The organism is Halomonas litopenaei (assembly GCF_003045775.1).
GTDB classification, from domain to species: Bacteria; Pseudomonadota; Gammaproteobacteria; order Pseudomonadales; family Halomonadaceae; genus Halomonas; species Halomonas litopenaei.
In genome coordinates this window covers 18318-42033 of sequence record NZ_PXNS01000019.1, presented here as the reverse complement: position 1 = coordinate 42033, position 23716 = coordinate 18318, and the positions used below count along the sequence as shown (strand labels likewise).

Annotated in this window: 21 protein-coding genes and 1 pseudogene; 8 read left to right on the top strand and 14 right to left on the bottom strand. The window is 63.6% G+C overall.

The genetic code is table 11. The features are described from left to right. Positions 1 to 2: 2 nt before the first annotated feature. Positions 3 to 1112 (top strand): DUF1513 domain-containing protein, encoded by a 1110-nt coding sequence (locus C6W88_RS20320; protein WP_231498730.1) that lies wholly within the window; start codon positions 3 to 5, stop codon positions 1110 to 1112. Between the two features lie 153 nt (positions 1113 to 1265). Here C6W88_RS20320 and C6W88_RS20315 read toward each other — a convergent pair whose 3' ends face one another. From C6W88_RS20315 to C6W88_RS20295, 5 genes are all read right to left on the bottom strand, one after another. Beyond that, complete coding sequence (locus C6W88_RS20315; RefSeq protein WP_258183982.1) at positions 1266 to 2570, bottom strand: CaiB/BaiF CoA transferase family protein; 1305 nt, start codon at positions 2568 to 2570, stop codon at positions 1266 to 1268. Beyond that, the gene (locus tag C6W88_RS20310) at positions 2567 to 3748 is read right to left on the bottom strand and encodes an acyl-CoA dehydrogenase (protein ID WP_045994918.1); all 1182 of its coding nucleotides are present in this window, start codon (positions 3746 to 3748) and stop codon (positions 2567 to 2569) included. The genes C6W88_RS20315 and C6W88_RS20310 overlap by 4 nt, the downstream gene beginning before the upstream one ends. A gap of 137 nt (positions 3749 to 3885) precedes the next feature. Beyond that, complete coding sequence (gene mmsB, locus C6W88_RS20305) at positions 3886 to 4794, bottom strand: 3-hydroxyisobutyrate dehydrogenase (protein WP_045994917.1); 909 nt, start codon at positions 4792 to 4794, stop codon at positions 3886 to 3888. A gap of 59 nt (positions 4795 to 4853) precedes the next feature. After that, complete coding sequence (locus C6W88_RS20300; RefSeq protein WP_108133802.1) at positions 4854 to 5981, bottom strand: enoyl-CoA hydratase/isomerase family protein; 1128 nt, start codon at positions 5979 to 5981, stop codon at positions 4854 to 4856. Positions 5982 to 6030: 49 nt separating this feature from the next. Beyond that, on the bottom strand, positions 6031 to 7197 hold the full coding sequence (locus tag C6W88_RS20295; RefSeq protein ID WP_108133801.1) for an acyl-CoA dehydrogenase family protein: 1167 nt from the start codon (positions 7195 to 7197) through the stop codon (positions 6031 to 6033). A 305-nt stretch (positions 7198 to 7502) separates the two neighbouring features. Here C6W88_RS20295 and C6W88_RS20290 point away from each other — a divergent pair, with 305 nt between their 5' ends. Continuing rightward, entirely contained in the window at positions 7503 to 7958 is a 456-nt protein-coding gene (locus C6W88_RS20290; RefSeq protein WP_269320711.1) for a MerR family transcriptional regulator, read from the top strand. A 127-nt stretch (positions 7959 to 8085) separates the two neighbouring features. Then, positions 8086 to 9822: an AMP-binding protein gene (locus C6W88_RS20285; RefSeq protein ID WP_108133800.1), complete on the top strand. Its 1737-nt coding sequence runs from the start codon at positions 8086 to 8088 to the stop codon at positions 9820 to 9822. 167 nt (positions 9823 to 9989) lie between these two features. On the opposite strand, the pseudogene C6W88_RS22155 reads toward C6W88_RS20285, so the two are convergent. The 3 genes and pseudogenes from C6W88_RS22155 to nagZ form a co-directional block, all read right to left on the bottom strand. Next, positions 9990 to 10083, bottom strand: a pseudogene (locus C6W88_RS22155) (hypoxanthine-guanine phosphoribosyltransferase); the annotation flags it as partial. Positions 10084 to 10098: 15 nt separating this feature from the next. After that, a complete protein-coding gene (locus C6W88_RS20280) occupies positions 10099 to 10677 on the bottom strand; it encodes a hypoxanthine-guanine phosphoribosyltransferase (RefSeq protein ID WP_045992365.1) in 579 nt (192 codons plus the stop codon). A 22-nt stretch (positions 10678 to 10699) separates the two neighbouring features. Continuing rightward, complete coding sequence (nagZ, locus tag C6W88_RS20275; RefSeq protein ID WP_108133799.1) at positions 10700 to 11713, bottom strand: beta-N-acetylhexosaminidase; 1014 nt, start codon at positions 11711 to 11713, stop codon at positions 10700 to 10702. 199 nt (positions 11714 to 11912) lie between these two features. Here nagZ and C6W88_RS20270 point away from each other — a divergent pair, with 199 nt between their 5' ends. The 4 genes from C6W88_RS20270 to C6W88_RS20255 all read left to right on the top strand — a co-directional run bounded on the left by C6W88_RS20270 (position 11913) and on the right by C6W88_RS20255 (position 14729). Then, a complete protein-coding gene (locus tag C6W88_RS20270; RefSeq protein WP_231498729.1) occupies positions 11913 to 12770 on the top strand; it encodes a prepilin peptidase in 858 nt (285 codons plus the stop codon). A gap of 179 nt (positions 12771 to 12949) precedes the next feature. Further along, the gene (gene coaE, locus C6W88_RS20265) at positions 12950 to 13555 is read left to right on the top strand and encodes a dephospho-CoA kinase (protein WP_045992368.1); all 606 of its coding nucleotides are present in this window, start codon (positions 12950 to 12952) and stop codon (positions 13553 to 13555) included. Between the two features lie 49 nt (positions 13556 to 13604). Continuing rightward, entirely contained in the window at positions 13605 to 13841 is a 237-nt protein-coding gene (yacG, locus tag C6W88_RS20260; protein WP_045992369.1) for a DNA gyrase inhibitor YacG, read from the top strand. A 3-nt stretch (positions 13842 to 13844) separates the two neighbouring features. Then, the gene (locus C6W88_RS20255) at positions 13845 to 14729 is read left to right on the top strand and encodes a DNA replication terminus site-binding protein (protein ID WP_108133798.1); all 885 of its coding nucleotides are present in this window, start codon (positions 13845 to 13847) and stop codon (positions 14727 to 14729) included. Positions 14730 to 15020: 291 nt separating this feature from the next. Here the strand turns inward: C6W88_RS20255 and C6W88_RS20250 are convergent, their stop codons facing one another. After that, a complete protein-coding gene (locus C6W88_RS20250; RefSeq protein WP_045992371.1) occupies positions 15021 to 15317 on the bottom strand; it encodes a hypothetical protein in 297 nt (98 codons plus the stop codon). Between the two features lie 361 nt (positions 15318 to 15678). Here C6W88_RS20250 and C6W88_RS20245 point away from each other — a divergent pair, with 361 nt between their 5' ends. Continuing rightward, positions 15679 to 16485, top strand: a complete 807-nt coding sequence (locus C6W88_RS20245; protein WP_045992373.1) for a helix-turn-helix transcriptional regulator — start codon at positions 15679 to 15681, stop codon at positions 16483 to 16485. Between the two features lie 424 nt (positions 16486 to 16909). On the opposite strand, the gene C6W88_RS20240 is transcribed toward C6W88_RS20245, so the two are convergent. The 5 genes from C6W88_RS20240 to pheA form a co-directional block, all read right to left on the bottom strand. Further along, a complete protein-coding gene (locus tag C6W88_RS20240; protein WP_108133796.1) occupies positions 16910 to 17290 on the bottom strand; it encodes a histone-like nucleoid-structuring protein, MvaT/MvaU family in 381 nt (126 codons plus the stop codon). Positions 17291 to 17632: 342 nt separating this feature from the next. After that, the gene (gene rpsA / locus C6W88_RS20235; RefSeq protein WP_045994817.1) at positions 17633 to 19309 is read right to left on the bottom strand and encodes a 30S ribosomal protein S1; all 1677 of its coding nucleotides are present in this window, start codon (positions 19307 to 19309) and stop codon (positions 17633 to 17635) included. 176 nt (positions 19310 to 19485) lie between these two features. After that, the gene (gene cmk, locus C6W88_RS20230) at positions 19486 to 20187 is read right to left on the bottom strand and encodes a (d)CMP kinase (RefSeq protein ID WP_045994816.1); all 702 of its coding nucleotides are present in this window, start codon (positions 20185 to 20187) and stop codon (positions 19486 to 19488) included. Beyond that, a complete protein-coding gene (locus tag C6W88_RS20225) occupies positions 20184 to 22487 on the bottom strand; it encodes a bifunctional prephenate dehydrogenase/3-phosphoshikimate 1-carboxyvinyltransferase (RefSeq protein WP_108133795.1) in 2304 nt (767 codons plus the stop codon). The genes cmk and C6W88_RS20225 overlap by 4 nt, the downstream gene beginning before the upstream one ends. 47 nt (positions 22488 to 22534) lie before the next feature. Continuing rightward, positions 22535 to 23629, bottom strand: a complete 1095-nt coding sequence (pheA, locus tag C6W88_RS20220; RefSeq protein WP_045994814.1) for a prephenate dehydratase — start codon at positions 23627 to 23629, stop codon at positions 22535 to 22537. Between the last annotated feature and the right edge of the window lie 87 nt (positions 23630 to 23716).

Here is a 23716-nt window from a genome sequence, read left to right as displayed (position 1 = left end):
CGGTGGCGTCACTTCCTTCTCTGTCCCGGCGGCGCCTGCTCAAGGCGTCGCTGCTGGGACTGGCCGCCACCGGCCTGCCGGCCAGTCTGTGGGCGCTGGACGATGATGGCCGCCGGCAGTGGTACTTCAGCGCGGTGGACGACAGCGACGGTGGACACCACCTGGCAGGGCTGCGCCGCGACGGCGCGGGTCACTTTCTGCTGCCGAGCCCGGAGCGCTGCCACGGCGGCTGCCTCAGACCGGGCCGCGACGAGGTGGTACTGTTCGCTCGACGGCCAGGCCAACGCTTCCATGTGCTCGACGCCAGGCGCCAGGCATCGACACTCGAGATCAGCGCAAGCCAGGGCCGGCACTTCTACGGCCACGGCGTGTTCGACCCGAGCGGTCGCTGGCTCTACGTCACCGCCAATCGCATCGACGACGCCATGGGGCTGGTTCAGGTGCACGACGCCGAGCAAGGCTACCGGCATGTGGGCGACCACCTTCTCGACGGCATCGGTCCCCACGAGGTCGGCCTGATGCCCGATGGCGAGACCCTGGTGGTGGCGCTGGGCGGTATCCGCACCCATCCCGACAGCGGGCGGGCCAAGCTCAACCTCTCGGACATGGACCCCGCCCTGCTGCTGCTCGATCGCCATAGCGGCGAGATCCTCGAACGCCATCGGCCATCCCACCACCAGCTGAGCTGTCGCCATCTGGACATCGCCCCCGACGGCACCGTCGTCGCCGGCTACCAGTTCCAGGGCCCCGAGTGGGAGACCGACCACCCGCTCATCGCCAGGCGCACCCCCGACGGCAGCTTCAGCGAGCAGGTGCTGCCTTCGCCCCTGCAAGGGCGTCTGGCCCAGTACACCGCCAGCGTGGCGACCAGCCAGGTGCGCCCGAGCGCGGCGATTTCCGCCCCACGAGGCAACAAGGTGCTGGTGCTGGGCAGGACCAGCGGCGAGCTGCTGGCACAGTTCGATATCGAGGACGCGGCAGGCGTTCGCTGCGACGGCGCCGGAGGCTATCTGGTCACCACCGGCAGTGGCGAGGTCCACCGAATAGACGATGGCGGCCGCCATCACCAACTGGCCGCCTTGCCGCTGCGCTGGGACAACCATCTGACCTGATCACCACCCGCGGGTTATCGGCCATCGGGCCGTCCACCAGGACATCGACCCTGGCATCAATCCTGACATCGCCCCTGGCATCAACGACCGCGCCAACAACACGGCCAGGCCCCTTCGGGCCTGGCCGTGTGCACTCAAGTACTGCTGGGGGGCTTAGCGGATGATGCCTTCCCTGCGCAGCCGCTCAATATCGGACGCCGACAGCCCCATCTCGGTCAGCACCCTGTCGCTGTGCTCTCCAAGGCGTGGTGGCGCGAAATCGGCGGTGGCACTGGCCCCATCGAAGCGCAGCGGGTTGGCGACCTGGGGTACGCCGTCGATCTCCCGGGCCATGCCACGGTGACGCACCTGAGGATCGGCGAACACTTCCGGCAAGGTATGGATGGGCCCCGCCGGTATCCCCCGGGCCTCGCATTCGGCGAGCCAGTGATCGCGCTCACCGCCGCTCAGAATGCCCTGGATCAAGGCCACCAGATCCTGGCGATGGGCGACCCGTCCTTCGTTGGTGGCGTAGTCGCCTTCGGCCCATTCGGGGTGCCCGAGCAACTCAGCCAGGCGGGCGAACTGGGCGTCGTTGCCCACGGTGAGCACCAGATGACCATCGCGGCAGGCGAACGCCTGGTAGGGCACGATATTCGGATGAGCATTGCCGAAGCGCTGCGGTGCCACACCGCTGACCAGGGTGTTGAGCGCCTGGTTGGCCAGGGTCGCCACCTGAACGTCGAGCAGCGCCAGGTCCACATGGCTGCCCTCACCGGTCTCGCGCCGGCGATGCAATGCCGCCAGCACCCCGACGGTGGCGTAAAGCCCGGTCATCACGTCGGTGATCGCCACTCCTGTCTTCATCGGCATGCCGTCGGCGTCGCCGGTCAGACTCATCAAGCCGCCCATGGCCTGAATCATGAAGTCGTAGCCTGCCCGGTGGGCGTAGGGTCCGGTCTGGCCAAAGCCGGTGATGGAACACACCACCAGCGCCGGATTGATTTCTCGCAGCGAGGCAGCGTCGAGGCCATAGCGAGCGAGCCCGCCGACCTTGAAATTCTCGAGCACGATGTCGGCGCCCTTGGCCAACGCCTTGATCAGGCGCTGGCCATCCGCGCTTGCGATGTCCACCGCCAACGACTGCTTGGCACGATTGGCGCAGAGGTAATAGGCGGCCTGGCGTTCGACCGCATCACCGTCGATCGGCTCGCCCTGATGCCAGGGCGGCCCCCAGCCGCGAGTGTCATCGCCACGACCGGGGTGCTCGATCTTGATCACCCGAGCGCCGAGGTCGCCGAGCAGCTGGCCGCACCAGGGGCCGGCCAGCACCCGCGACATGTCCAGCACGGTAACCCCCTCGAGCGGTCTGGCGGCGCTGGCAGCTTGCGCGCTCTTGCCTGGACCGCTACCGCCTGTCGTATTGCCGGCGCCGGCCTCCGCTGGGCTGTCTGCCTGGTGCATGGCGGTGTCACTCACCCGGTGAAGGCCTGCAGGCCGGTCTGGGCACGCCCGAGGATCAGGGCATGCACATCATGGGTGCCTTCGTAGGTGTTGACCGCCTCGAGGTTCATGACGTGACGGATGACGTGGTACTCGTCGCTGATGCCGTTGCCGCCGTGCATGTCCCGGGCGACCCGGGCGATATCCAGCGCCTTGCCACAGTTGTTGCGCTTGATCAGCGAAATCGCCTCGGGCACCAGTTGGCCGTCGTCGATCATCCGCCCCACCCGCAGCGACGCCTGCAGGCCCAGGGCGATCTCGGTCTGCATGTCGGCGAGCTTCTTCTGGATCAGCTGATTGGCGGCCAGCGGACGGCCGAACTGCTTGCGCTCCATGGTGTAGTCACGTGCGGCGTGCCAGCAGGCCTCGGCGGCGCCCATGGCACCCCAGCTGATGCCATAGCGGGCGCGGTTGAGACAGGAGAAAGGCCCCTTCAGGCCCTGCACGCCAGGCAGGCGCTGGTCGTCGGAAACCTCGACGTCCTGGATCGCGATCTGGCCGGTGATGGAGGCGCGCAGGCTGAACTTGCCCTCGATCTTGGGCGCGCTGAGACCAGGCATGCCCTTCTCGAGCACGAAGCCGCGGACCACCCCCTCCTCGTCCCGCGCCCAGACCACGAAGACGTCGGCGATCGGCGAGTTGGTGATCCAGGTCTTGGTGCCGTTCAGGCGCCAGCCGGAGTCGGTGCGATAGGCCCGGGTCGACATGCTGCCGGGATCGGAGCCATGGTCCGGCTCGGTCAGACCGAAGCAGCCCACCCACTCACCGCTGGCAAGCTTCGGCAGGTAGCGATCGCGCTGGGCGTCGCTGCCGAAGGCGTGGATCGGGTACATGACCAGGCTCGACTGCACGCTCATGGCGCTGCGATAGCCGGAATCGACCCGCTCGACCTCACGGGCGATCAGGCCGTAGCTGACGTAGTTCATGCCGGCGCAGCCGTAGCCATCGATGGTGGCGCCGAGCAGTCCAAGCTCCCCCATCTCGTTCATGATCTCGCGATCGAAGCGCTCGTGACGGTTGGCCTCGAGCACCCGGGGAAGCAGCTTTTCCTGGCAGTAGTCGTGGGCGGTCTGCTGGACCATACGCTCTTCCTCGTCGAGTTGATCGACGAGGCGGAAGGGATCTTCCCAGGTAACGGGGGTGATGCTGGTCATGGCGGGGGCTCCAGAATTTCTACATTTTCACCAAATGTAGACCTAATGGTCGGTCTTGCCAACCCCCACCTTGGTCGAGCGATGACGAATCACGGGCCTCGACGTCGAACGACGAGGCCCGAACGTCGTCGGCCCGGCTATTGGCCGGACGACTCGCCGGCCCGGTACAGCGACTGGATGCTGGAAAAATCCAGACCGCCGTTGCCCTGGGCACTGTGCAGCGCGAACAGGTTGCGCGCCTGGGAACCCATCGGCACGCTGGCGCGGGACTCAAGCGCCAGCTCCCAGGCAAGCCCCAGGTCCTTGGCCATCAGGTCGGTCAAGAAGCCGCCCTGATAGTCACGTGAGGCGGCGGAACCCTCCATTACCCCGGGCCAGGGGTTGTAGACGTTCAATGCCCAGTTGCCGCCGCTGCTCTGCTTCATGATCTCCGACAGCACAGCCGGATCCATGCCGTTCTTGACCCCGAGAGACAGCGCCTCGGCGGTACCGCTCATCAGGATGCCAAGCAGCATGTTGTTGCAGATCTTGGCCACCTGACCGCTGCCGCTTGGGCCTGCGTGGAACAGGTTCTTGCCCATGGCCTCGAGTACCGGACGGGCCTGCTCGTAGGCGTCGGCGTCGCCACCGACGATAAAGGTCAGGGTGCCGGCCTTGGCGCCCCCGATGCCGCCGGACACCGGCGCATCGAGGTAGGCCAGACCACGCTTGGCGGCCTCGCCCGCCACCAGCCGGGCATCGTCCGGCGAAATGGTGGAGGCATCGAGCAGCAAGGGCCGCGACGAAAGCTGGTCAAGCAGTCCCTCGGCACCGTCACGGCCGAGGTACAGCGCCTTGACGTGCGCCCCCGCCGGCAGCATCGAGACCACCACCTCGGCGCCTTCCGCGGCCTCCAGGGCGGAACTCGCCCGACTCGCGCCCTGCTCTTCAAGCGTCGCCATGGCCGATTCGACCAGGTCGAAGACCCGCACCTGGTGGCCCGCGCCGACCAGATTGGCGGCCATCGGCGCGCCCATGTTGCCAAGGCCGATAAAGGCGATTTGCATAAGATGTCTCCTGGCTATCTAACGAATTGTGATTGTTGTGCTGTCGCGTTTCGCGGCGATCAAAGGTCGTCCAGTGGCCCGGGACCGTTGCCCCAGGGGGCTCCGAACATCGCCGCCAGATCGGCGCTGCCTACGCTTGCGACGTCTCGATGCCGCCACTGCGGTGACTTGTCCTTGTCGATCAACAGCGCGCGCACTCCCTCGGCGAAGTCGCCCAGCACGTTGCACTGGATCGACACCACCAGCTCGTCGCGGAAGGCGTCGGCCAGCGAGGAGTGGCGATGTCGCTCGAGCATCCGCCAGGCCAGGTGCGCGGTCAGTGGGCAGCCCTTCTCGAGTCGTGCGCGATTGGCCGAAAGCCAGTCATCGTCGCGATCATCGCCCAGGATGGCAGCCACGGCGTCCTCCACGCGGCCCTTGAGGGTCAGCGAGGTGATGTGATCCAGCTGAGGCCAGACCTGCGCCCCGGGGGCCTTCTCCGGCGCCTCGAATTCACCGAGCACATCGCACACCAGCGCCTCGGCGTCATCCACGTGGCCGGGGGCGAAGTGGCAGTCGCAGAGTCGCGCGAGCAGCTCGTCGCGACGCTCGCGCGGCACGAAACGATCCGCCATGCCCAGGTCAAGGGCGTCCCTGGCGTTGATGCTGGCACCGGTAAGACCCAGGTAGAGCCCGACCCCCGGCGGCATCTTGTTGAGAAACCAGCTGGCACCGATATCCGGATACAGACCGATGGTGATCTCCGGCATGGCGATCCGAGTGGTCTCGGTCACCAGACGATGCCGACCACCGGCGGTCAGGCCGAGCCCACCGCCCATGACGATGCCGTCCGCCCACACCAGCAACGGCTTGGGATAAGTATGCAGTCGATAGTCGAGGCGATACTCGGCGGAAAAGTAGTGGCTGGCATAGCTGCCGACACCGCGCCCGGCCTCCTGCTCGCGCTTGAGCTCTCGCACCAGCGCCACCACATCGCCACCGGCGCAGAAGGCCTTGTCCCCCTCACCGTCAAGCCATACCGCGTGAACATCGGGGTCCTGGGCCCACTCCTCGAGTTTTTCGTCGAGCAGCTCGATCATCTCGAGCGACAAGGCGTTCAAGGCCTTGGGCGCGTTCAGGGTGGCGATACCGATGCAACCGCCGCCAGCCGCCGGGCGGCGTTCGAATCTGACCAGGTCGTGACTCATCGTTTGGCTCCTTGCACTCTTTTCCATGCGCTGTCTGTTCACTCCGACGTCACTGCAGCGATTCGACCACGCCGTCGGCGAGCAGGCGACGACCGACGATCAGGCGCATGATCTCGTTGGTCCCCTCGAGAATCTGGTGCACCCGGGTATCGCGGACCAGGCGCTCCAGCGGGTACTCACGAATGTAACCGTAGCCCCCGTGGAGTTGCAGTGCCTCGTTGCAGACCTTGAAGCCGATGTCCGTGGCAAAGCGCTTGGCCATGGCGCAGTGGGCGGTCGCCTCGGGATCGCCCTGGTCCAGCCGCCAGGCGGCCTGGCGTACCATCAGACGGGCCGCCATCAATTCCGTGGCCATGTCGGCGAGACGGAACTGCAGCGCCTGAAAGGACGACAGCTCGCGACCGAACTGCTTGCGCTCGCCGAGGTAGTCGCGCGCCAGGGTCAGCGCATGCTGGGCCGCCCCCAGCGAACAGCTGGCAATATTGAGACGGCCACCGTCCAGCCCCTTCATGGCAAACCGGAACCCCTCGCCCTCTTCACCCAGACGATGGTCGGCGGTCACCCGCACACCATCGAAGCTGACCAGCCGAGTCGGCTGGCTCTTCCAGCCCATCTTGTCCTCGTTCTTGCCATAGCTGACGCCCTCGGCGTCCGCCGGTACCACAAAGGCCGAGACGCCACGGGCGCCGCTGTCCGGCTCACCGGTGCGCGCCATCACCACCAGCACCTCGGTGGAACCGGCACCGGAGATGAACATCTTGGCCCCATCGATGACATAATCATCACCGTCTCGCACGGCCTTGGTACGCAGATTGGCAGCATCGGAACCGGCACCGGGTTCGGTCAGGCAATAGGAACCGAGCCACTCACCACTGACCATGGACTCGACGTAGCGATCACGGACGCCGTCGGTGGCCCAGTTGGCAATCATCCAGGTGACCATGTTGTGGATGGTCAGGTAGGCGGTAGTGGCGATACAGCCCTGCGACAGCTGCTCGAAGATCAGCGACGCATCCAGGCGCGAGAGCCCCAGACCGCCGTGTTCTTCCGGGGTATAGATCCCCAGAAAGCCCGCTTCGCCGGCGCGCCGGATGACGTCCAGCGGAAAGTGCGACGTGGCGTCCCACTCGGCGGCGTGATCCTTGAGTTCGACTCGGGCAAAGTCGGCGGCGGCGTCGACCAGGGCCTTCTGATCGTCGGTAAGGGAAAAGTCCATGGTGGCATCCTCATGTTCAAGACGTCGATGGCGAGCCAGACAGCGAGTCGGACAGCGAACCGTTCGGCTGGCCATTCAGCCGGCCGGGCGGCTTCCCCGCCATGCAATGGGACCCAACCTAGCACTTGCTCGGTTTTCGACCTATCAACCCATAGTCGTACACGTCGCTGCGGCCCTGAATACCGGGGCGCCTTGCCCGGGCGAGGGTCAATTTCGCTACATCCACTTTACGTTAACGTAAACTTTGACTAGTGTCTTTTCCAAGGACCCCGCCGCGTCGGGTCCTCCCAACAGGACAGAGCATCATGAGCAAAACCGCCAGCGCCAACCGCGCCTCAGGCTCCTCCAACGAAGCTCGCCAGCCCACCGCGATCTCCCGCACCTACAGTATCGGAGAGCTGGCCAAGATGTTCGAGGTGACGCCTCGGACTATCCGCTTCTATGAGCAGGAGGGGCTGTTGGCGCCCCGACGCCAGGGTCAGAAGCGCATCTATCGCGAGAAGGATAGGGTGCGCCTGAAACTGACGCTCAGAGGCAAGCGGCTCGGATTTTCGCTGGCCGAGATACGCGAGGTGGTGATGATGTACGACGCCATGCCGGACGGAAACGCCCGCCAGCTCAAGCGTCTACTCGAGATCATCGCCGAGAAGCGTGCCGAGCTCGACCGCCAGCTCGAGGATATCCGCCTGATGCGCCTCGAGATGGACGATGTCGACCGGCGAGCCCGGGACGCCCTGGGACAGCTCGGCGAGAAGGGCTAGCTCCCGTCCTCCACGACTGGCTGCTGGTCCCTCGCCTGCTGCGACACCCTGACTGCCAATGCTCTGCCCCGAACAATGACAACACCCTGCCCCACGGCAATCACCAGACGACAAGACGAGAGCCACGATGACACGCCAGTCTGCTTCCTCTCCCGATCTCGCTCCCTCGACCACGCCCTCACCCTCGAGCGTGAGCTACGTCAGCGGCATCAGTGACCTGCCCCTGAAGGGCCAGACCATCGGTGACTGCTTCGACGAAACGGTATCCCGCTTCCCCGACCAGGACGCCTTGATCAGCCGCCACCAGGGGCTACGCTATCGCTGGCGCGAGCTCCAGGACGAGGTGAACCAGGCGGCCCGCGCGCTGCTGGCCATGGGCGTCAAGAAAGGCGACCGGGTGGGCATCTGGTCACCCAACTGCGCTGAATGGACGATCACCCAGTTCGCCACCGCCAAGATCGGCGCCATCCTGGTCAACATCAATCCGAGTTACCGCACCCATGAGCTCGACTACGCGCTCAAGCAGTCGGGCACCTCGACGCTGATCCTCCAGGGCAGCTTCAAGACCTCGGACTACGTGGCTACCCTGGCGGAGCTTGCCCCGGAGCTCAACGACGTCCAGGGGGCTGGCCCGCTCAAACTGGCCGGACTGCCCGAGCTCAAGCGTGTCATCTGCCTCGACTCGGCCAAGACCCTGCCAGGCATGCTGGCCTGGGAGCGCATCTTCGAGCGCAGCGACGAAGTCAGCGCCGAGGAACTGGCCGAGGTGCAGTCAGGTCTGCAGTTCGATGAACCAATCAACATCCAGTACACCTCCGGCACCACCGGTGCGCCCAAGGGCGCCACCCTGTCCCACCACAACATCCTCAACAACGGCATGTTCGTGGCCAGGGCGATGAACCTGACCGATCAGGACCGCATGGTGATTCCGGTACCGCTTTACCATTGCTTCGGCATGGTGATGGGCAACCTGGGCTGCGTGACCCACGGCGCCACCATGATCTACCCCGCCGACGGCTTCGACCCCGAGACCACCCTGGCAGCGGTGGCGGAAGAAAAGGCCACCACGTTGTACGGTGTCCCCACCATGTTCATCGCCGAGCTCGAGCATCCGGACTTCGAACGCTACGACCTGTCGTCGCTACGTACCGGGATCATGGCAGGCTCCATCTGCCCGATCGAGGTGATGCGACGGGTCATCGACCAGATGAACATGCAGGACGTGACCATCTGTTACGGCATGACCGAAACCAGCCCGGTCAGCTTCCAGACCACCACCGATGCCCCGCTGGACAAGCGCGTCACCACGGTGGGCACCATCCACCCGCATCTGGAGGTCAAGCTGGTGCATCCGGAAAGCGGCGCAGTAGTCCCGAAGGGCGAGACCGGCGAGCTGTGCACCCGTGGCTACAGCGTGATGCTCGGCTACTGGAACAACGAGGAAGCCACCGCCAAGGCCATCGACAACGCCGGCTGGATGCATACCGGCGATCTGGCGACCATGGACGATGAAGGCTATGTGGCCATCGTCGGGCGTATCAAGGACATGATCATTCGCGGTGGCGAGAACATCTACCCCCGCGAGATCGAGGACTTCCTCTACACCCATCCCGCCATCTCCGACGTTCAGGTCATCGGTGTACCCGACCAGAAGTACGGTGAGGAGGTCATGGCCTGGGTCAAGCTCAGCGAAGGCGAACAGCTCGACGAGGAAGGACTCAAGGCCTTCTGCAAGGGCAAGATCGCGCACTACAAGGTGCCGCGCTACGTCAAGTTCGTCGACGAGTTCCCGATGACCGTTACCGGCAAGGTACAGAAGTTCAAGATGCGTGAAGAAGCTACCCACGAACTGGGGCTGGCCTGAGTCTGAATAGCAGGACCTGAAAGCCAAGGGCCTGAAAGCCAAGAACTTGAAAGCCAAGCTCCTGGCTTACCTGATACCCAAAAACAGAAGCGCCCCGGAGGGTATCCCCGGGGCGCTTCTTGTATTACTGAAGCCGGACACTGGCGGTCGGTCTTGCCCTTACCTTTTTACATCCCCTTCGGCGCGAAGATACCAGGGGCGTTGCGCCAGTAACCTTTACCGACCTTATATCAGCATCCCGAAACCAAAGACGTAGCGGTCGGTCTTGCCCTTACCCTACATCCCCTTGGGGGCAAAGATCCCCGGGGCGTTGCGCCAATAGCCTTTAATGTCCATCCCGAAACCAAACACATAACGGTCGGCGACCTCCAGGCTGCAGTAATCGGCCTTGAGGCCAGGCACTGCCTTGCGGTCGTGATTCTTGTCCACCAGTACCGCGGTGGAGATGCTCTTGGCGCCGGCCTCGCGGCAATAGTCGAGGATGGCAGCCAGGGTGGCACCTTCATCGAGGATATCGTCGACGATCACCACATGACGTCCGGCCATGGGAATCTCCGGCGAGACACGCCAGAACAGCTCGCCCCCTCGGGTCTTGCCGCGATAGCGAGTGGCGTGCAGGTAGTCCACCTCGAGCGGGAAGCCCAGACGCGGCAGCAGGTGACCGGTCGTGATCAAGCCACCGTTCATTACGCAGTAGAACACCGGCAGTTCATCGCCGAGATCCCGGGTAATCTCCTCGGCCATGCGATCGAGCGCACGCTCGACTTCATCATGGCTGATCAGGCAATCCGCGGTGTCCATCACCTCACGCATATCGTCACGTGAAGCGCTATGGGCAGGGTCCAGTTTCGGCATAACAGTCAACTCGTTTCAAACATCAATCGGAAGTCATCGCCTCGAGGCGAGCGTGTACCCGGCGCCAGCGAGACAGGGCCGGCAAGGCGTCCAGGTCAGGACGAGCGCGGCCATAGCGCAAGCGTGAAGCCCGGCGAACGGTACGCTCGGCGCAGGCATCGAGCACCGCCTTGGCAGCGGCTCGGTCATTGCACACCAGCACCATGTCACAGCCGGCGTCGAGGGCCGCCTGGGCGCGCTCCACCGGCCCACCGGCGACCTGAGCGCCGGCCATGGTCAGGTCATCGGAAAAGATCAGGCCCTTGAAACCCAGGCTCTCACGCAGCATGCCAAGCCAGGGGCGCGAGAATCCTGCAGGCCTTGGGTCAAAGGCCGGATACACCACATGAGCCGGCATCATGCCATCGAGCTTGGGTGCCAGAGACTGAAACGGCACCAGGTCGTGCTGTCGGAGTTCGTCGAGGCTACGTTCGTCACGCGCGACTTCATGGTGGGTATCGGCCTTCACCCCGCCATGCCCCGGAAAGTGCTTGCCGACCGCCGCCATCCCCGCGTCGTGCAGCCCCTCGACAAAGGCACCCGCCAGCAGCGCCACGGTCTCGGGATCACCGGCAAAGCTGCGATCACCGATCACCGATGACAGCCCGACGTCGACATCCAGCACCGGCGCGAAGCTCAGATCGAGGCCACAGGCGGCCATTTCCATACCCAGTAGCCAGCCGGCGTCCTGGCACAGCCGTACGGCCGTCTCGGGTGAGTCCAGGTACTCCTGTCCCAGGCGGGACATCGGCGGCAGCCGGGTGACTCCGTCTTTCAGGCGCTGGACACGCCCTCCTTCCTGGTCGATGCCCAACAGAAGATCAGGACGCACCTCTCGAATCGACCGGCACAGTTCGCGCACCTGGTGCGCATCTCGAGTGTTGCGTCCAAACAGGATGACACCACCGGTGGCGGGATGCTCGAGCAGCGATCGCTCCTCTGCCGATAGCTCATGGCCATCGAGATCCAGCATCACGGGTCCGAACGTCTGGGTCATGTCGCTTACCTGATCGGAAAAAGGGAACAATTTTAGACTAATGGCTGAGCAGGTGACACCCCAAGGGCGACGCAGGAAGCCCGGCAAGGGACGTCCAGGCCCCTGACATCACCCGCTGCCTTGCCGTATCACCAGACAATCGCCTCTTGCCAACGGTAGAATAGCCTCCTTTGACCGCCCCCGAACCACGGAGCTCCTTTTGCTTTTTTCGGATGTCACTTTCGCTTCTCTTGCTCTTGTTGCTCTGCTGGGCTTATGCCTCGGCAGCTTTCTCAATGTCATCATCACTCGCCTTCCAGTCATGTTGATGCAACAGTGGCGCACCGAGGCCCGCGCGGCTCTCGAATTGTCGGACGACATCGAGGAGCCACTATCACTGGCCCGCCCCCGCTCTCGCTGTCCGCGCTGTCTCACCCCCATCGCCTGGCACGACAACCTGCCGTTGCTGGGATGGCTCAAGCGTCGCGGACGCTGCGCCAACTGCCAGGGACGCATCAGCATCCAGTATCCGCTGGTGGAACTGGCCAGCGCCCTGCTAGCGGTCTGCTTCTGCATCCTCCACGGGCCCACCTGGCCTGCCCTGTGGCTTTACGGCGCCAGCCTGACGCTGCTGGCCCTGGCGGTGATCGATCTGCGCACCCAACTGCTTCCCGACGCCCTTACCCTGCCCCTTTTATGGTGTGGCCTGCTTTACCAGCTGCTGTTCAACCCCGCCAGCCTGGATGATGCGGTGATCGGGGCCACCGCCGGCTACGCCGTGCTGTGGGCCATCGGCAAGGCCTTTCACGTCCTCACCGGACGCGACGGCATGGGGCTTGGTGACGTCAAGCTGATTGCCGCACTCGGCGCCTGGCTCGGCTGGCAACTGTTGCCACTGGTGATATTGATCGCCGCCTTGCTAGGTGCAATTTCAGGTCTGCTGATACAGTGGAGGTCCCGACACCTGAAGGGCCAGCCCTTGCCGTTCGGTCCTTCGCTGGTATTGGCCGGCGGTCTCGGCCTGCTCGCCGGCAATGAACTGCTCACCGGATATCAGGCGCTGTCGGGACTGACATGAAGACGGCTGCGCTCGGTGACACGGGGTGAATGGCGTCTCGAAATGCAGGGTTGCACCTCGTAAACTGCGTTCTCTCAGCGCTGCAACCTTTGATCGTCGCTTGCCGACGTTGCACTCAAGGCCCAGGCTACTGCACCACACAAGCACTACGCTGAACACACGAAGGGAGTACGGGTGGCATGATAATTGGACTGACTGGTGGCATCGCCTCAGGCAAATCGACGGTGGCCCGTCTGTTTGGCGATCACGGCGCTCGCTGGGTCGATGCCGACGATATCGCGCGAGAGGTGGTCGCCCCGGGCGAGCCGGCCCTCAAGGCCATCGTCGACCGATATGGAGATGCCATACTGACCAGGGAAGGTCGCCTCGACCGTGCTGCTCTGCGCGCCCTCGTCTTCGCCGACGAAAAGGAACGCCGCTGGCTTGAAGCGACCACCCATCCACGCGTGCGCGAACGGCTGGTCACGAGACTGTCGCTGCTGCGGCAGCAAGACGCCCCCTATGTGCTGCTGGTTTCCCCGTTGCTGTTCGAATCCGGGCAGGTGGACATGGTCCAGCGCACCCTGGTGGTGGACGTACCAGAAGCGCTGCAGATCGAACGCACTACCCAGCGCGATGATGTCGACCTGGCCCAGGCCAAGGCTATCGTGGCCTCGCAGATGGGTCGTGACGAGCGGGTGTCACTGGCCGACGATGTCATCACCAATGACGGTGATCTAGCGGCGCTCTCCGAGGCCGTCAAGGCACTGGATGCCACCTATCGCAGGCTCGCCGCCAAGGCCTGAGCCTTTCACTTCCGCTATCGACGTTTACGTCTTGCATCAGGAGCCCCACATGTCACACAGCACTCGTCAGGGCACCTTGAAGGTTGCCTGCCCACAATGTCGCAAGGAAGTACTCTGGACGCCCGAGAACAGCTATCGCCCCTTCTGCAGCAAGCGCTGTCGTCTGATTGATCTGGGGGCCTGGGCCGATGGCAGTCATCGCATTGCCGGCGAACCCGCCATGGACGAAACCAGCATCGATGAATGGGTCGCCAGAGCCGAACGCGACCTGCACAACCAGGACTGAACGATGGACCGGCCAGGCAATGCCAGCGCCCCGTCACGGCCCGCCTACCAGCTATTGGCAGAGCTCGACGCAGGGTTCGATCGGATCATCGCGTGCGCCAGAGAGGTCGTCGACCGCTGGCAGGCATCACGCCTTCCTGCCTGGTCCTTCGATCACGAGACAGCCGATGCGGACTGGCTGCGCCAGGCGTTACTGGATCTGTGGTATGTCGACGGCCAGGACGGCCGTGTCACCCGCAGCTATATCGGACTGGTGGCCGCGGACCCGGTCACCTGCGAGGCAGCTCTGGCGCTGAACCAGGCCAAGGCGGAGTTTTCTGAACGGCTGAGTGTCATTCGCCAGCAATCGCCCCAACTGATACCCGAGATCAAGGCCAGGCTGCCGATACGCCACCCGGAACTCAATGATCACCTGGGGGGCGCTGGCCTCGCCCGCCTCCATCTGAAACAGACCTGGCGCGCCCTGCCCATTGCCGAGGCGCCGGTGGAGCGGGTTCGTCTGGCCTGGTACGCCAGCGGACGCTCCATCACCCGCTTGAGCGTGGCCGAAGTCGAGCGCAAGCTGATGGCCTTCGACACCGAGTCACCGCACATTCGCATTCAACTCGAGCGCCTCGCCGGCATTCCTTCCAGCGAGCCCCTGGCCCAGGTGCAACGACAGGCACCGCTGATGCGAGCCAACCTCTTTTACCGGGACCCTCTGCCGGACGGTCGCCTCAGGCGTGCCATGAATGCGGCTCTACCCCTGCTTGTGCCCCAGGCGCAGCTCCCCCATCACAACCTTCCGCCGGCACAACCGCCAGCCGAACGCCAACGCGCCCGGAGAAGCGACGAACGCCTCGAGGACACCCCCTTCCTGCCAAGCTTGAGAGTCTTTCGCTACCGCTGAAGGGCCCGGTGCGGCGCACGCCAAAGCGTCCGCTCAACGAGGCTTGCCGCTGACCTGCCAAAGCACCTGCACCCCACCTTAGACGCCTGCGTTCCGGCAACCGCCGAAAGCAGCGCGCGCCTGGCGGCAAGCGCTGACATCAGCAATTGCTGACATCATTTTGCAGTATTTGCGCAAAGACGCCACGGCCTTTACCCACAGAGCCGTCGGAAAATCCCTGTCAAAATCGCACAGGTTGAAGTCCGGCAAGACCCATCTCGATGACCCCTGACAAAGGCAGAGGTCATGCGGTCAGGCGATGCGCCCCATCGATTGCAGCGTGGCAACCAATTCCCGCACCGATTCAGGGGTCTGGGCATATTCCTGGATCAAGCCCAGCAGCCGCCGCTCGAAGTCCTCTTCCTTTCGACGCTGCTCTTCTTCTTCCAGGCTGTCGATGGAGCGGACCGGAGGGCCGGTGGGGATCTCGGCGGCCTTGTTCGGGTTGTCCAGGCTGCGCAGCGCTTCCGCGAAGGCGTCATCCAATTCACGAAAGCGGCGAAGCTTCTCGCGTTCGTCCATAGGCTTTTGGGAACTCTGAGATTTCATTTGTTACCAGTCGTTAACGTCGATGGAGGTGCGACAGGTTCAGTATCCTGCGGCACCACCTTATCAAGAAAGGCTCGAAAATAACGCCTTTTTTACTTTCACAACAGCATGTTAGATATGCAATCCATCACTGACGTTTTGTGCACAAACGATCAAAACGGCACATTGCACTTGCCAGACAGGCGCGCTAGACTGCATAACTACGTAACAGGATGTATCTTAACGCTACAAACCTACACCATCATACCTCGGGACAGGCGGATGTTCCGACTACAACGACCAGCGATACGGACGCTCGGATTCGCTCTCCGAGGACCCAGGGAGGGTCGAGTCCGCGCCGATGGTTCAGGGAGGCAAGACCATGTTCAACGAGATGATGCGCGCCGAAATCTGGCTCCAGGAAACCCTGGACAGTCAGCTGAGTATCGAAGATCTTGCCACGCGTATGGGGTACTCCTCATCCCAGGTGCGTCGGCGCTTCCGCCAGTCGTTCGGCATTTCTCCAAGTGCCTACCGCGACATGCTGCGACTCGAGAAGGCCGCCAGGCTGCTGATCCATACGCCCCACGGCGTACATGACATCGCCAAGCGCTGCGGCTATCGCAATCACTCGGCGTTCACCCGCGCCTTCCAGCGCCGCTACCGTGTCGCTCCCCGGGAGTACCGCCAGAACCAGCGCCTGGAACTCTATCGCCAGCGCCACAATCTGCCCCACTTCTCGGTGAAGATGGCCGACCTGCCGCTGCGGCGTGCCGCGGTTACCCGCCTCTATCAGCCGCCCGAAATCATCGAGAACCTGGACAACTGGCAGCGTAATGCCGAAGGCGCCTACGATCTGCCGGCACGCCTCACCAACGCGGCACCGATCGCTATTCTTCACGATCACCCGCTGGCCAGCGAGGCGCCCCGTATCGACCTGGGTGTCCACGTCGACGAAGAACACGCACACCGACTGGCGCTGCCACTGCCGTTCCGCCTGGTCATGCTGCCGGCCCAGCGACACGCCTGCATCACCCTCGAGGACAGCTCACACCTGACCAGCGCCATGCTGTTCATGGCCTGTCGCGGCCTGTCTGAACACGGCGTCTACCTGAGCGGCGAAGCGCCTCAGCTGGTCAAAGGCAAGTATGGGCTGGAACTGCGACTGCCGCTACTCGAAGAGGACTGATCGCTTAGCCTCTCCGAGCCCGCAAGCCTCCCTTCTGGTGGCCACTTCGGTGGCCACCTTTTGCGTTCCATCATACCAGAATTCAAGCAAAGTACCGGCAACGACAAGGCCACAGCCCCGCTTCGCCTGGATCACACTGTTCCTGCATCACACCGGTGCAGTGGGAGGCCACGCTTCGTCCCCTCCCCGGAAACCAGAAACATCGCAAGGGGCAGTCGAAGCTACGGGCTTCGGGCTTCGCCTCCAACGAGACGCAGCCGATCAAGGAATACCGTGCAAAAAGAAACCGTCCCGAACAATACGACGACGTCACTGTCATGTCGATGGTTCAAGACGGCTTCTGGCACCGCAAGCCTGAAGATCGAAACAGTGCCGGACCGATGCAACGTCCAAGGCACTCCCTCATCTGCGGCTCAAACAATCATCAGTCTTCTACACGCACCAGCCAGGACTCGACGGTGTCATTACCGTGCTCTTCCTTCCAGGCCTTCAACGTCTTCTGATTGCCACCACGAGTTTCGACGACTTCGCCGGTATTCGGGTTCTTGTAGATCTTGAGCTTGCGCTTGCGACGACCGCCAGCGGCCGGGGCAGCGGCCTTTGCCGGGGAAGCAGCGGCCTTCGGATCCAGGATGGCGATGACGTCAGATGCGCTCTTGTCGAACTCTTTCATCAGCTCTTCGAGCTTTCCCTTGAACTCGAGTTCGGACTTGAGACGGTCATCGTTCTGGAGCTGACCAAGTCTTTCCTGCAGTTGCTGGAGCTGCTGCTCCATCTGCATATAGTCATTCAAAAGTGAAGACATTAAGGTACGCCTATAGTAGTTGCTTTCGGATGCAGGGGCATTATCACTCCTGCATGAGTATATGACAACCAGCCAAACGACGTTATTCAAACGTTATTGGCCAAAAGCAAAGTCAAAATCCTGTCTAACAAACGGTAGATGCTTACAACAAGGGCATCAACCCAAAAACACGTCCCCTCAAGCATATGTGGTAAAAACTCGCCCCACTCACCAATAATACTGAGGCAGCGCCGCCACGAGGGGCATTCCAGCCCTCTACAATTTCTTACATATAAAAAAAGAGCGCTCCCCGAAGGAAGCGCTCTTGACCATTACCAGTCCCGAACAGTGTCGGGGTCCGGCTTAGTCCTGACCCATCTGCTGCTTGATCAGGTCGCCGATGGTGGTCGGGCCACCGGTCTCGACTTCCTGGTCGCGCAGCTTGCTCATGTTGCGACGGGTGTCGTCCTGGTCCTTGGCCTTGACGGACAGGGCGATCTGACGGTTCTTGCGATCGACACCGACGATACGGGCCTCGACGCTGTCGCCTTCGTTCAGCACGTTGCGCGCGTCTTCGACACGGTCAGCGCTGATCTCGGACGCCTTGAGCACGGCAACGACGTCAGTCGCCAGCTCGACGTGAGCTTCCTTGGCGTCAACCTCGACGACACGACCGGTGACGATGGTGCCCTTGTCGTTGACGGACAGGAACTCGGCAACCGGGTCGGTATCGAGCTGCTTGATACCCAGGGAGATGCGCTCACGCTCCGGATCGATGGACAGGATGACGGCTTCGGCCTCATCGCCCTTCTTGAAGGAACGCACGGCTTCTTCGCCAGTCTCGGTCCAGGAGATGTCGGACAGGTGAACCAGGCCGTCGATGCCGCCGTCCAGACCGATGAAGATACCGAAGTCGGTGATGGACTTGATGGTACCGGCAACGCGGTCGCCCTTGTTGAACTGGGCGTTGAAGGTTTCCCACGGGTTGGCGGTGCACTGCTTGATACCCAGGGAGATACGACGACGCTCTTCGTCGATATCCAGCACCATGACGTCAACATCGTCACCGACCTGAACCACCTTGGACGGATGGATGTTCTTGTTGGTCCAGTCCATTTCGGAGACGTGAACCAGACCCTCGACACCCTCTTCCAGCTCGGCGAAGCAGCCGTAGTCGGTGAGGTTGGTGACACGGGCGTGCACCTTGGTGCCTTCCGGGTAACGATCCTTGATGTTGACCCACGGATCTTCGCCCAGCTGCTTCAGACCCAGGGAGACGCGATTGCGCTCGCGGTCGAACTTCAGCACCTTGACGGTGATCTCGTCGCCGACGGCCACTATCTCGCTCGGATGCTTGATGCGCTTCCAGGCCATGTCGGTGATGTGTAGCAGGCCGTCAACGCCGCCCAGATCAACGAAGGCACCGTAGTCGGTCAGGTTCTTGACGATACCGATGATCTGCTGGCCTTCCTGCAGGGTGGCGAGCAGCGCTTCACGCTCGGCGCTGTTCTCGGCTTCGAGAACGGCACGACGGGAAACGACAACGTTGTTGCGCTTCGGATCGAGCTTGATGACCTTGAAGTCGAGTTCCTTGTTCTCCAGGTGCGTGGTGTCGCGCACCGGACGAACGTCGACCAGAGAGCCGGGCAGGAAGGCACGGATGGAGTCGACGTCGACAGTGAAGCCGCCCTTGACCTTGCCGTTGATCACGCCCTTGACGATCTCTTCCTTCTCGAAGGCAGCTTCCAGCACCTTCCACGCTTCGGCACGCTTGGCCTTCTCGCGGGACAGGCGGGTTTCGCCGAAGCCGTCTTCCACAGCTTCGAGGGCCACGTGGACCTCGTCACCGACGGCAATGGTCAGTTCGCCGCTGTCGTCGCGGAATTGCGCGGCAGGGATCTGACCTTCGGACTTCAGGCCGGCATTGACGGTGACCCAGTCACCTTCGATGTCGACGACAGTAGCCGCGACGATCGCGCCCGGCTCCATGTTGATGTCCTGGAGAGACTGTTCAAACAGTTCAGCAAAGCTTTCGCTCATGATGTTCCTACGTGATCAACGTTGAGTGCGGCAGGGCCGCTTCTCCGCACCACCAGCAAGTGCGGGCCATATTCAAAAACCCCCGGGGATGTTGGCACTGGTTGGACCTGACCGAGTTTTCCGTTTCCTGTACTCGGGCACGTCGTGACATCTGGCCGGGGACGCCGCAAGGGAGTTCAGGTGCCGGACAGGAGCCCCTTTCGGGACAACAGTTCGGACAGCCGATCAACCACTTCCGGTATGCTCAGGCGGGTCGTGTCGAGCTCGATGGCATCATCGGCCGGCACCAACGGCGCCACGCTACGCTGCGTATCGCGGTCGTCGCGCGCCTGAATCTCCTTCAAAAGACTCGATAGACTAGCATCCACCCCGGCCTCCCGCAACTGCAGGTGACGCCGGCGCGCCCTTTCCTCGGCGCTGGCGGTCAGAAATATCTTCAGGGGCGCATCGACGAACACCACGGTACCCATGTCACGGCCATCGGCGACCAGGCCGGGCGCCTGGCGGAAGTCCCGCTGGCGCTCGAGCAGCGCCTGGCGCACCGCCGGCAACGCCGCCACCAGAGAGGCACTGTTGCCCACCTGCTCGGTGCGAATCTCGCGAGTCACGTCACGCCCTTCGAGCTCGACCACCGCCTCGCCATTTTCGGCGCGAAAGACCACATCGAGGGCCGAGGCCAGCGCCGCCAGCGCCGGCTCATCGTCCAGCGCGATGCCCTTGCCGATAGCCGACAGCGCGGTCAGCCGGTAAAGGCTACCGCTATCCAGCAGATGCCAGCCCAGTCGCTCGGCAATCAGCCGGCTGATGGTGCCCTTGCCGGCGCCGCCGGGGCCATCGATGGTCAGCACCGGGGCCGAATGCTCGTCATGATCGCTCATGCCTGCTCCTCGCGTACCTCTTCGAGTTCAAGGCCGACACCTCGTGCCAGCTCCACAAAGCCGGGGAAGGACGTAGCCACGTTGGCGCAGTCGTTGACCTCGATCGGGCTTGATGCGCGCAGGGCGGCGATGGTGAAGGCCATGGCGATGCGATGATCCTCATGACTGTCCACGCGCCCGCCGCCATAGTTGGCGCCATCGCCGCCCTTGCCGACGATGTCGATGCCATCGTCATAAAGGGTGTTGTCGATACCCAGCACGCTCATGCCGTCGGCCATGGACTGCAGGCGATCGGACTCCTTGACCCGGAGCTCCTCGGCGCCGCGCAGTCGCGTGGTGCCTTCGGCGTTGGCCGCGGCAATGAACAGCGCCGGGAACTCGTCGATGGCCAGCGGCACCTGGTCCTCGGGAATGTCGATGCCCTTCAGCGGCCGATAGCGGATATGCAGGTCGGCGACCGGCTCGCCTCCTACCTCTCGCTCGTTCTCGAGGCGCAGGTCCGCCCCCATGGCGGTCAGGATGTTGATCACCCCGATCCGGGTCGGATTGATGCCGACGTGCTCCAGCACCAGATCGGAGCCCGGAGTGATGGCCGCCGCCACCAGGAAGAAGGTCGCCGAGGAGATATCCGACGGCACATCGATCGGACCAGCGGCCAGCTTGCCGCCGCCCTGCAGCCAGCAGGTATCGCCCTCGCGCTCGACGGCGTAGCCAAAGCCATTGAGCATGCGCTCGGTGTGATCGCGGGTCGGCGCAGGTTCACGCACTCGGGTCTCACCCTCGGCAAACATCCCCGCCAGCAGCAGACAGGACTTCACCTGGGCGCTGGCCATGGGCATGTCGTAGTGGATGCCCTTCAGCGCCTGGCCGCCCTTGATCCTGAGCGGAGGACGCCCGCCTTCGGCGGTGTCGATCACCGCCCCCATCTGGCGCAGCGGATCGGCCACCCGCCCCATGGGACGACGCGTCAGCGAGGTATCACCGGTCAATTCGGTGTCGAAGGCCTGCCCCGCCAGCAGCCCGGCAAACAGCCGCATGGCGGTGCCGGCATTGCCGACGTAGAGCGGACCTGCCGGCTTCTTCAAGCCGTGCATGCCGACCCCGTGGATGGTCACGCGGCCCTGGTGCGGGCCCTCGATGGCCACCCCCATCTCGCGGAAGGCCTGGAGTGTGGCGAGGCTGTCCTCGCCCTCGAGGAATCCGGACACCTCGGTAACGCCCTCGGACAGCGCACCAAGCATGATCGAACGATGGGAAATCGACTTGTCGCCGGGGACCCGGATGCGACCGGTGACGCTTCCGCCCGGGGCCACCCGGTAGCGCAGCATGGCTGATTCTTGCATCTGATATTCCGCCTGATAGCTGGTCTGATTCAACAGAGTATCGAAATAGTGGCGCGCATGACTGGCGCGGTCGAAGGTGGCCAGCAGACCGTCGCCATCACCACGGTTCACCGCGTCCCTGAGTCGGGCCAGACCCGACTCGAAGTCATCCAGGGCTTCGAGCACGGCGCCCCGGTTGGCCTGAAAGATGTCTCGCCACATCACCGGATCACTACCGGCGATGCGGGTGAAGTCGCGAAAGCCGCCGGCGGCGTAGCGAAAGATCTCGAGGCGCTCATCCTGACGCGCCAGGGTATCCACCAGCGAGAAAGCCAGCAGATGCGGCAGATGACTGGTGCGCGCCAGCACCTGATCGTGGCGAGCCACGTCCATCTCCAGCACCTCGGCACCGGTCAACTGCCACAGGGCCCGCACACGCTCAAGCGCATCGGGGTCGGTAGCGCAGGTAGGCGTCAGGATCACCTTGTGGGCCTGGTACAGCTCCGGATTGGCCGCCGCCACGCCGCTCTTTTCCGACCCGGCGATGGGATGCCCCAGCACAAAGCGCGCGGGAAGCTCACCGAAGGCCTCGATGGCGGCCGCCTCGATCGCTGCCTTGGTGCTGCCGACGTCGGTGATCACCAGATCGCCGGCAGCGCGGCCACGCAACGCGCCTAGCTCGCCCATGACCTGGCCCATGGCCAGCACCGGTACCGCCAGCACCACCAGGGTAGCACCCTCGATAACCTCGGAGAGTTGTGTCGAACCCGCGTCGATCAACCCCATGCGACGTCCGCACTCAAGCTCCTTCGGGTCTGGGTCACAGGCCAGGATGAGACTGTCATCCCCCTGCCCCACCCCCGCCTTGCGCAAGGCGGCGGCCAGCGAACCTCCGATCAAGCCAAGTCCAACGATGACGATGCGTGAAGCCCGAGGCAAGGATGCGGGTACTGCGCCACGCGTTGCGACTTCCTGCATTGCGACGTCCTGCATTCCTTCTTGCTGCATTCCTTCTTCCTGCATTACTACAGGACCCCCTGGGGGTAGGAGCCAAGCACCTTGACCTCGGAGACACGCAGGCGCACCTCCTCGAGCAGCGCCGACACCCGCGGCTCCTCGACGTGGCCACAGAAGTCGATGAAGAACACATAGTTCCAGGCACCGGTGCGCGAGGGTCGCGTCTCCAGACGCGTCAGGTCGATCTGGTGGCGGTGGAACGGCTCGAGCAGGTCGTGCAAGGCACCCGGCTGGTTGCGGGTCGCCACCACCAGCGACGTCTTGTCGACCCCGGACATGGGCACGTCCTGGTTGCCGATGATCAGGAAGCGCGTGGAGTTGTCCGGGCGATCCTCGATCTTCTCGGCCACGTGGCTAAGGCCATAGAGCTTGGCCGCCATGTCGCCGGCGATGGCCGCACTGTGCCACTCGCTCTTGACCAGCCTGGCCGCCTCGGCGTTGGACGACACCGGCACCCGCTCGGCGTGCGGGAAGTGGGCATCGAGCCACTTGCGACACTGGGCGAAGGACTGAGGGTGCGAGTAGATACGCGACACCTTGTCCTTGAGGGTAGTGTCGGCCACCAGCAGGTGATGGTGGATGCGCAGTACCACCTCACCGCTGATGCGCAGCCCCGAATCGATGAAGGAATCCAGGGTATGGTTGATCACGCCTTCGGTGGAGTTTTCCACCGGTACCACGCCGTAGTTCACCGCGCCGGCCTCGACCTCACGGAAGACCTCGTCGATGGCCGCCATGGGCAGGCTGATGGCGCTGTCACCGAAGTGCTTGAGCGCGGCCTGCTGGGTAAAGGTGCCCTCGGGGCCGAGATAGGCCACCTTGATCGGCTGTTCCAGCGCCAGGCAGGCCGACATGATCTCGCGAAACAGCCGTGCCATTTCTTCGCTGTCCAGCGGCCCCTGGTTGAGCTCCATCACCCGGCGCAGCACCTGGGCCTCGCGCTCGGGGCGATAGAACACCGCCTGGGGGTCGCTTGCGGTCTTGGTCTCCGCCACCTGGCGCGCACACTCGGCACGCTCGCTGATCAGGCGCAGGATCTCGGTGTCGATATGGTCGATGCGCTGACGCAGCGACGAGAGGTTCGGCTCTTGCGAATCACTCATGGGTTGTCTCCTTGTAACGCCCCGTGACCGGGCGTTGACGCATGGCTGGCGAAACCTGGCCCCGCCACCTCTTTACTTGGGTGCGCC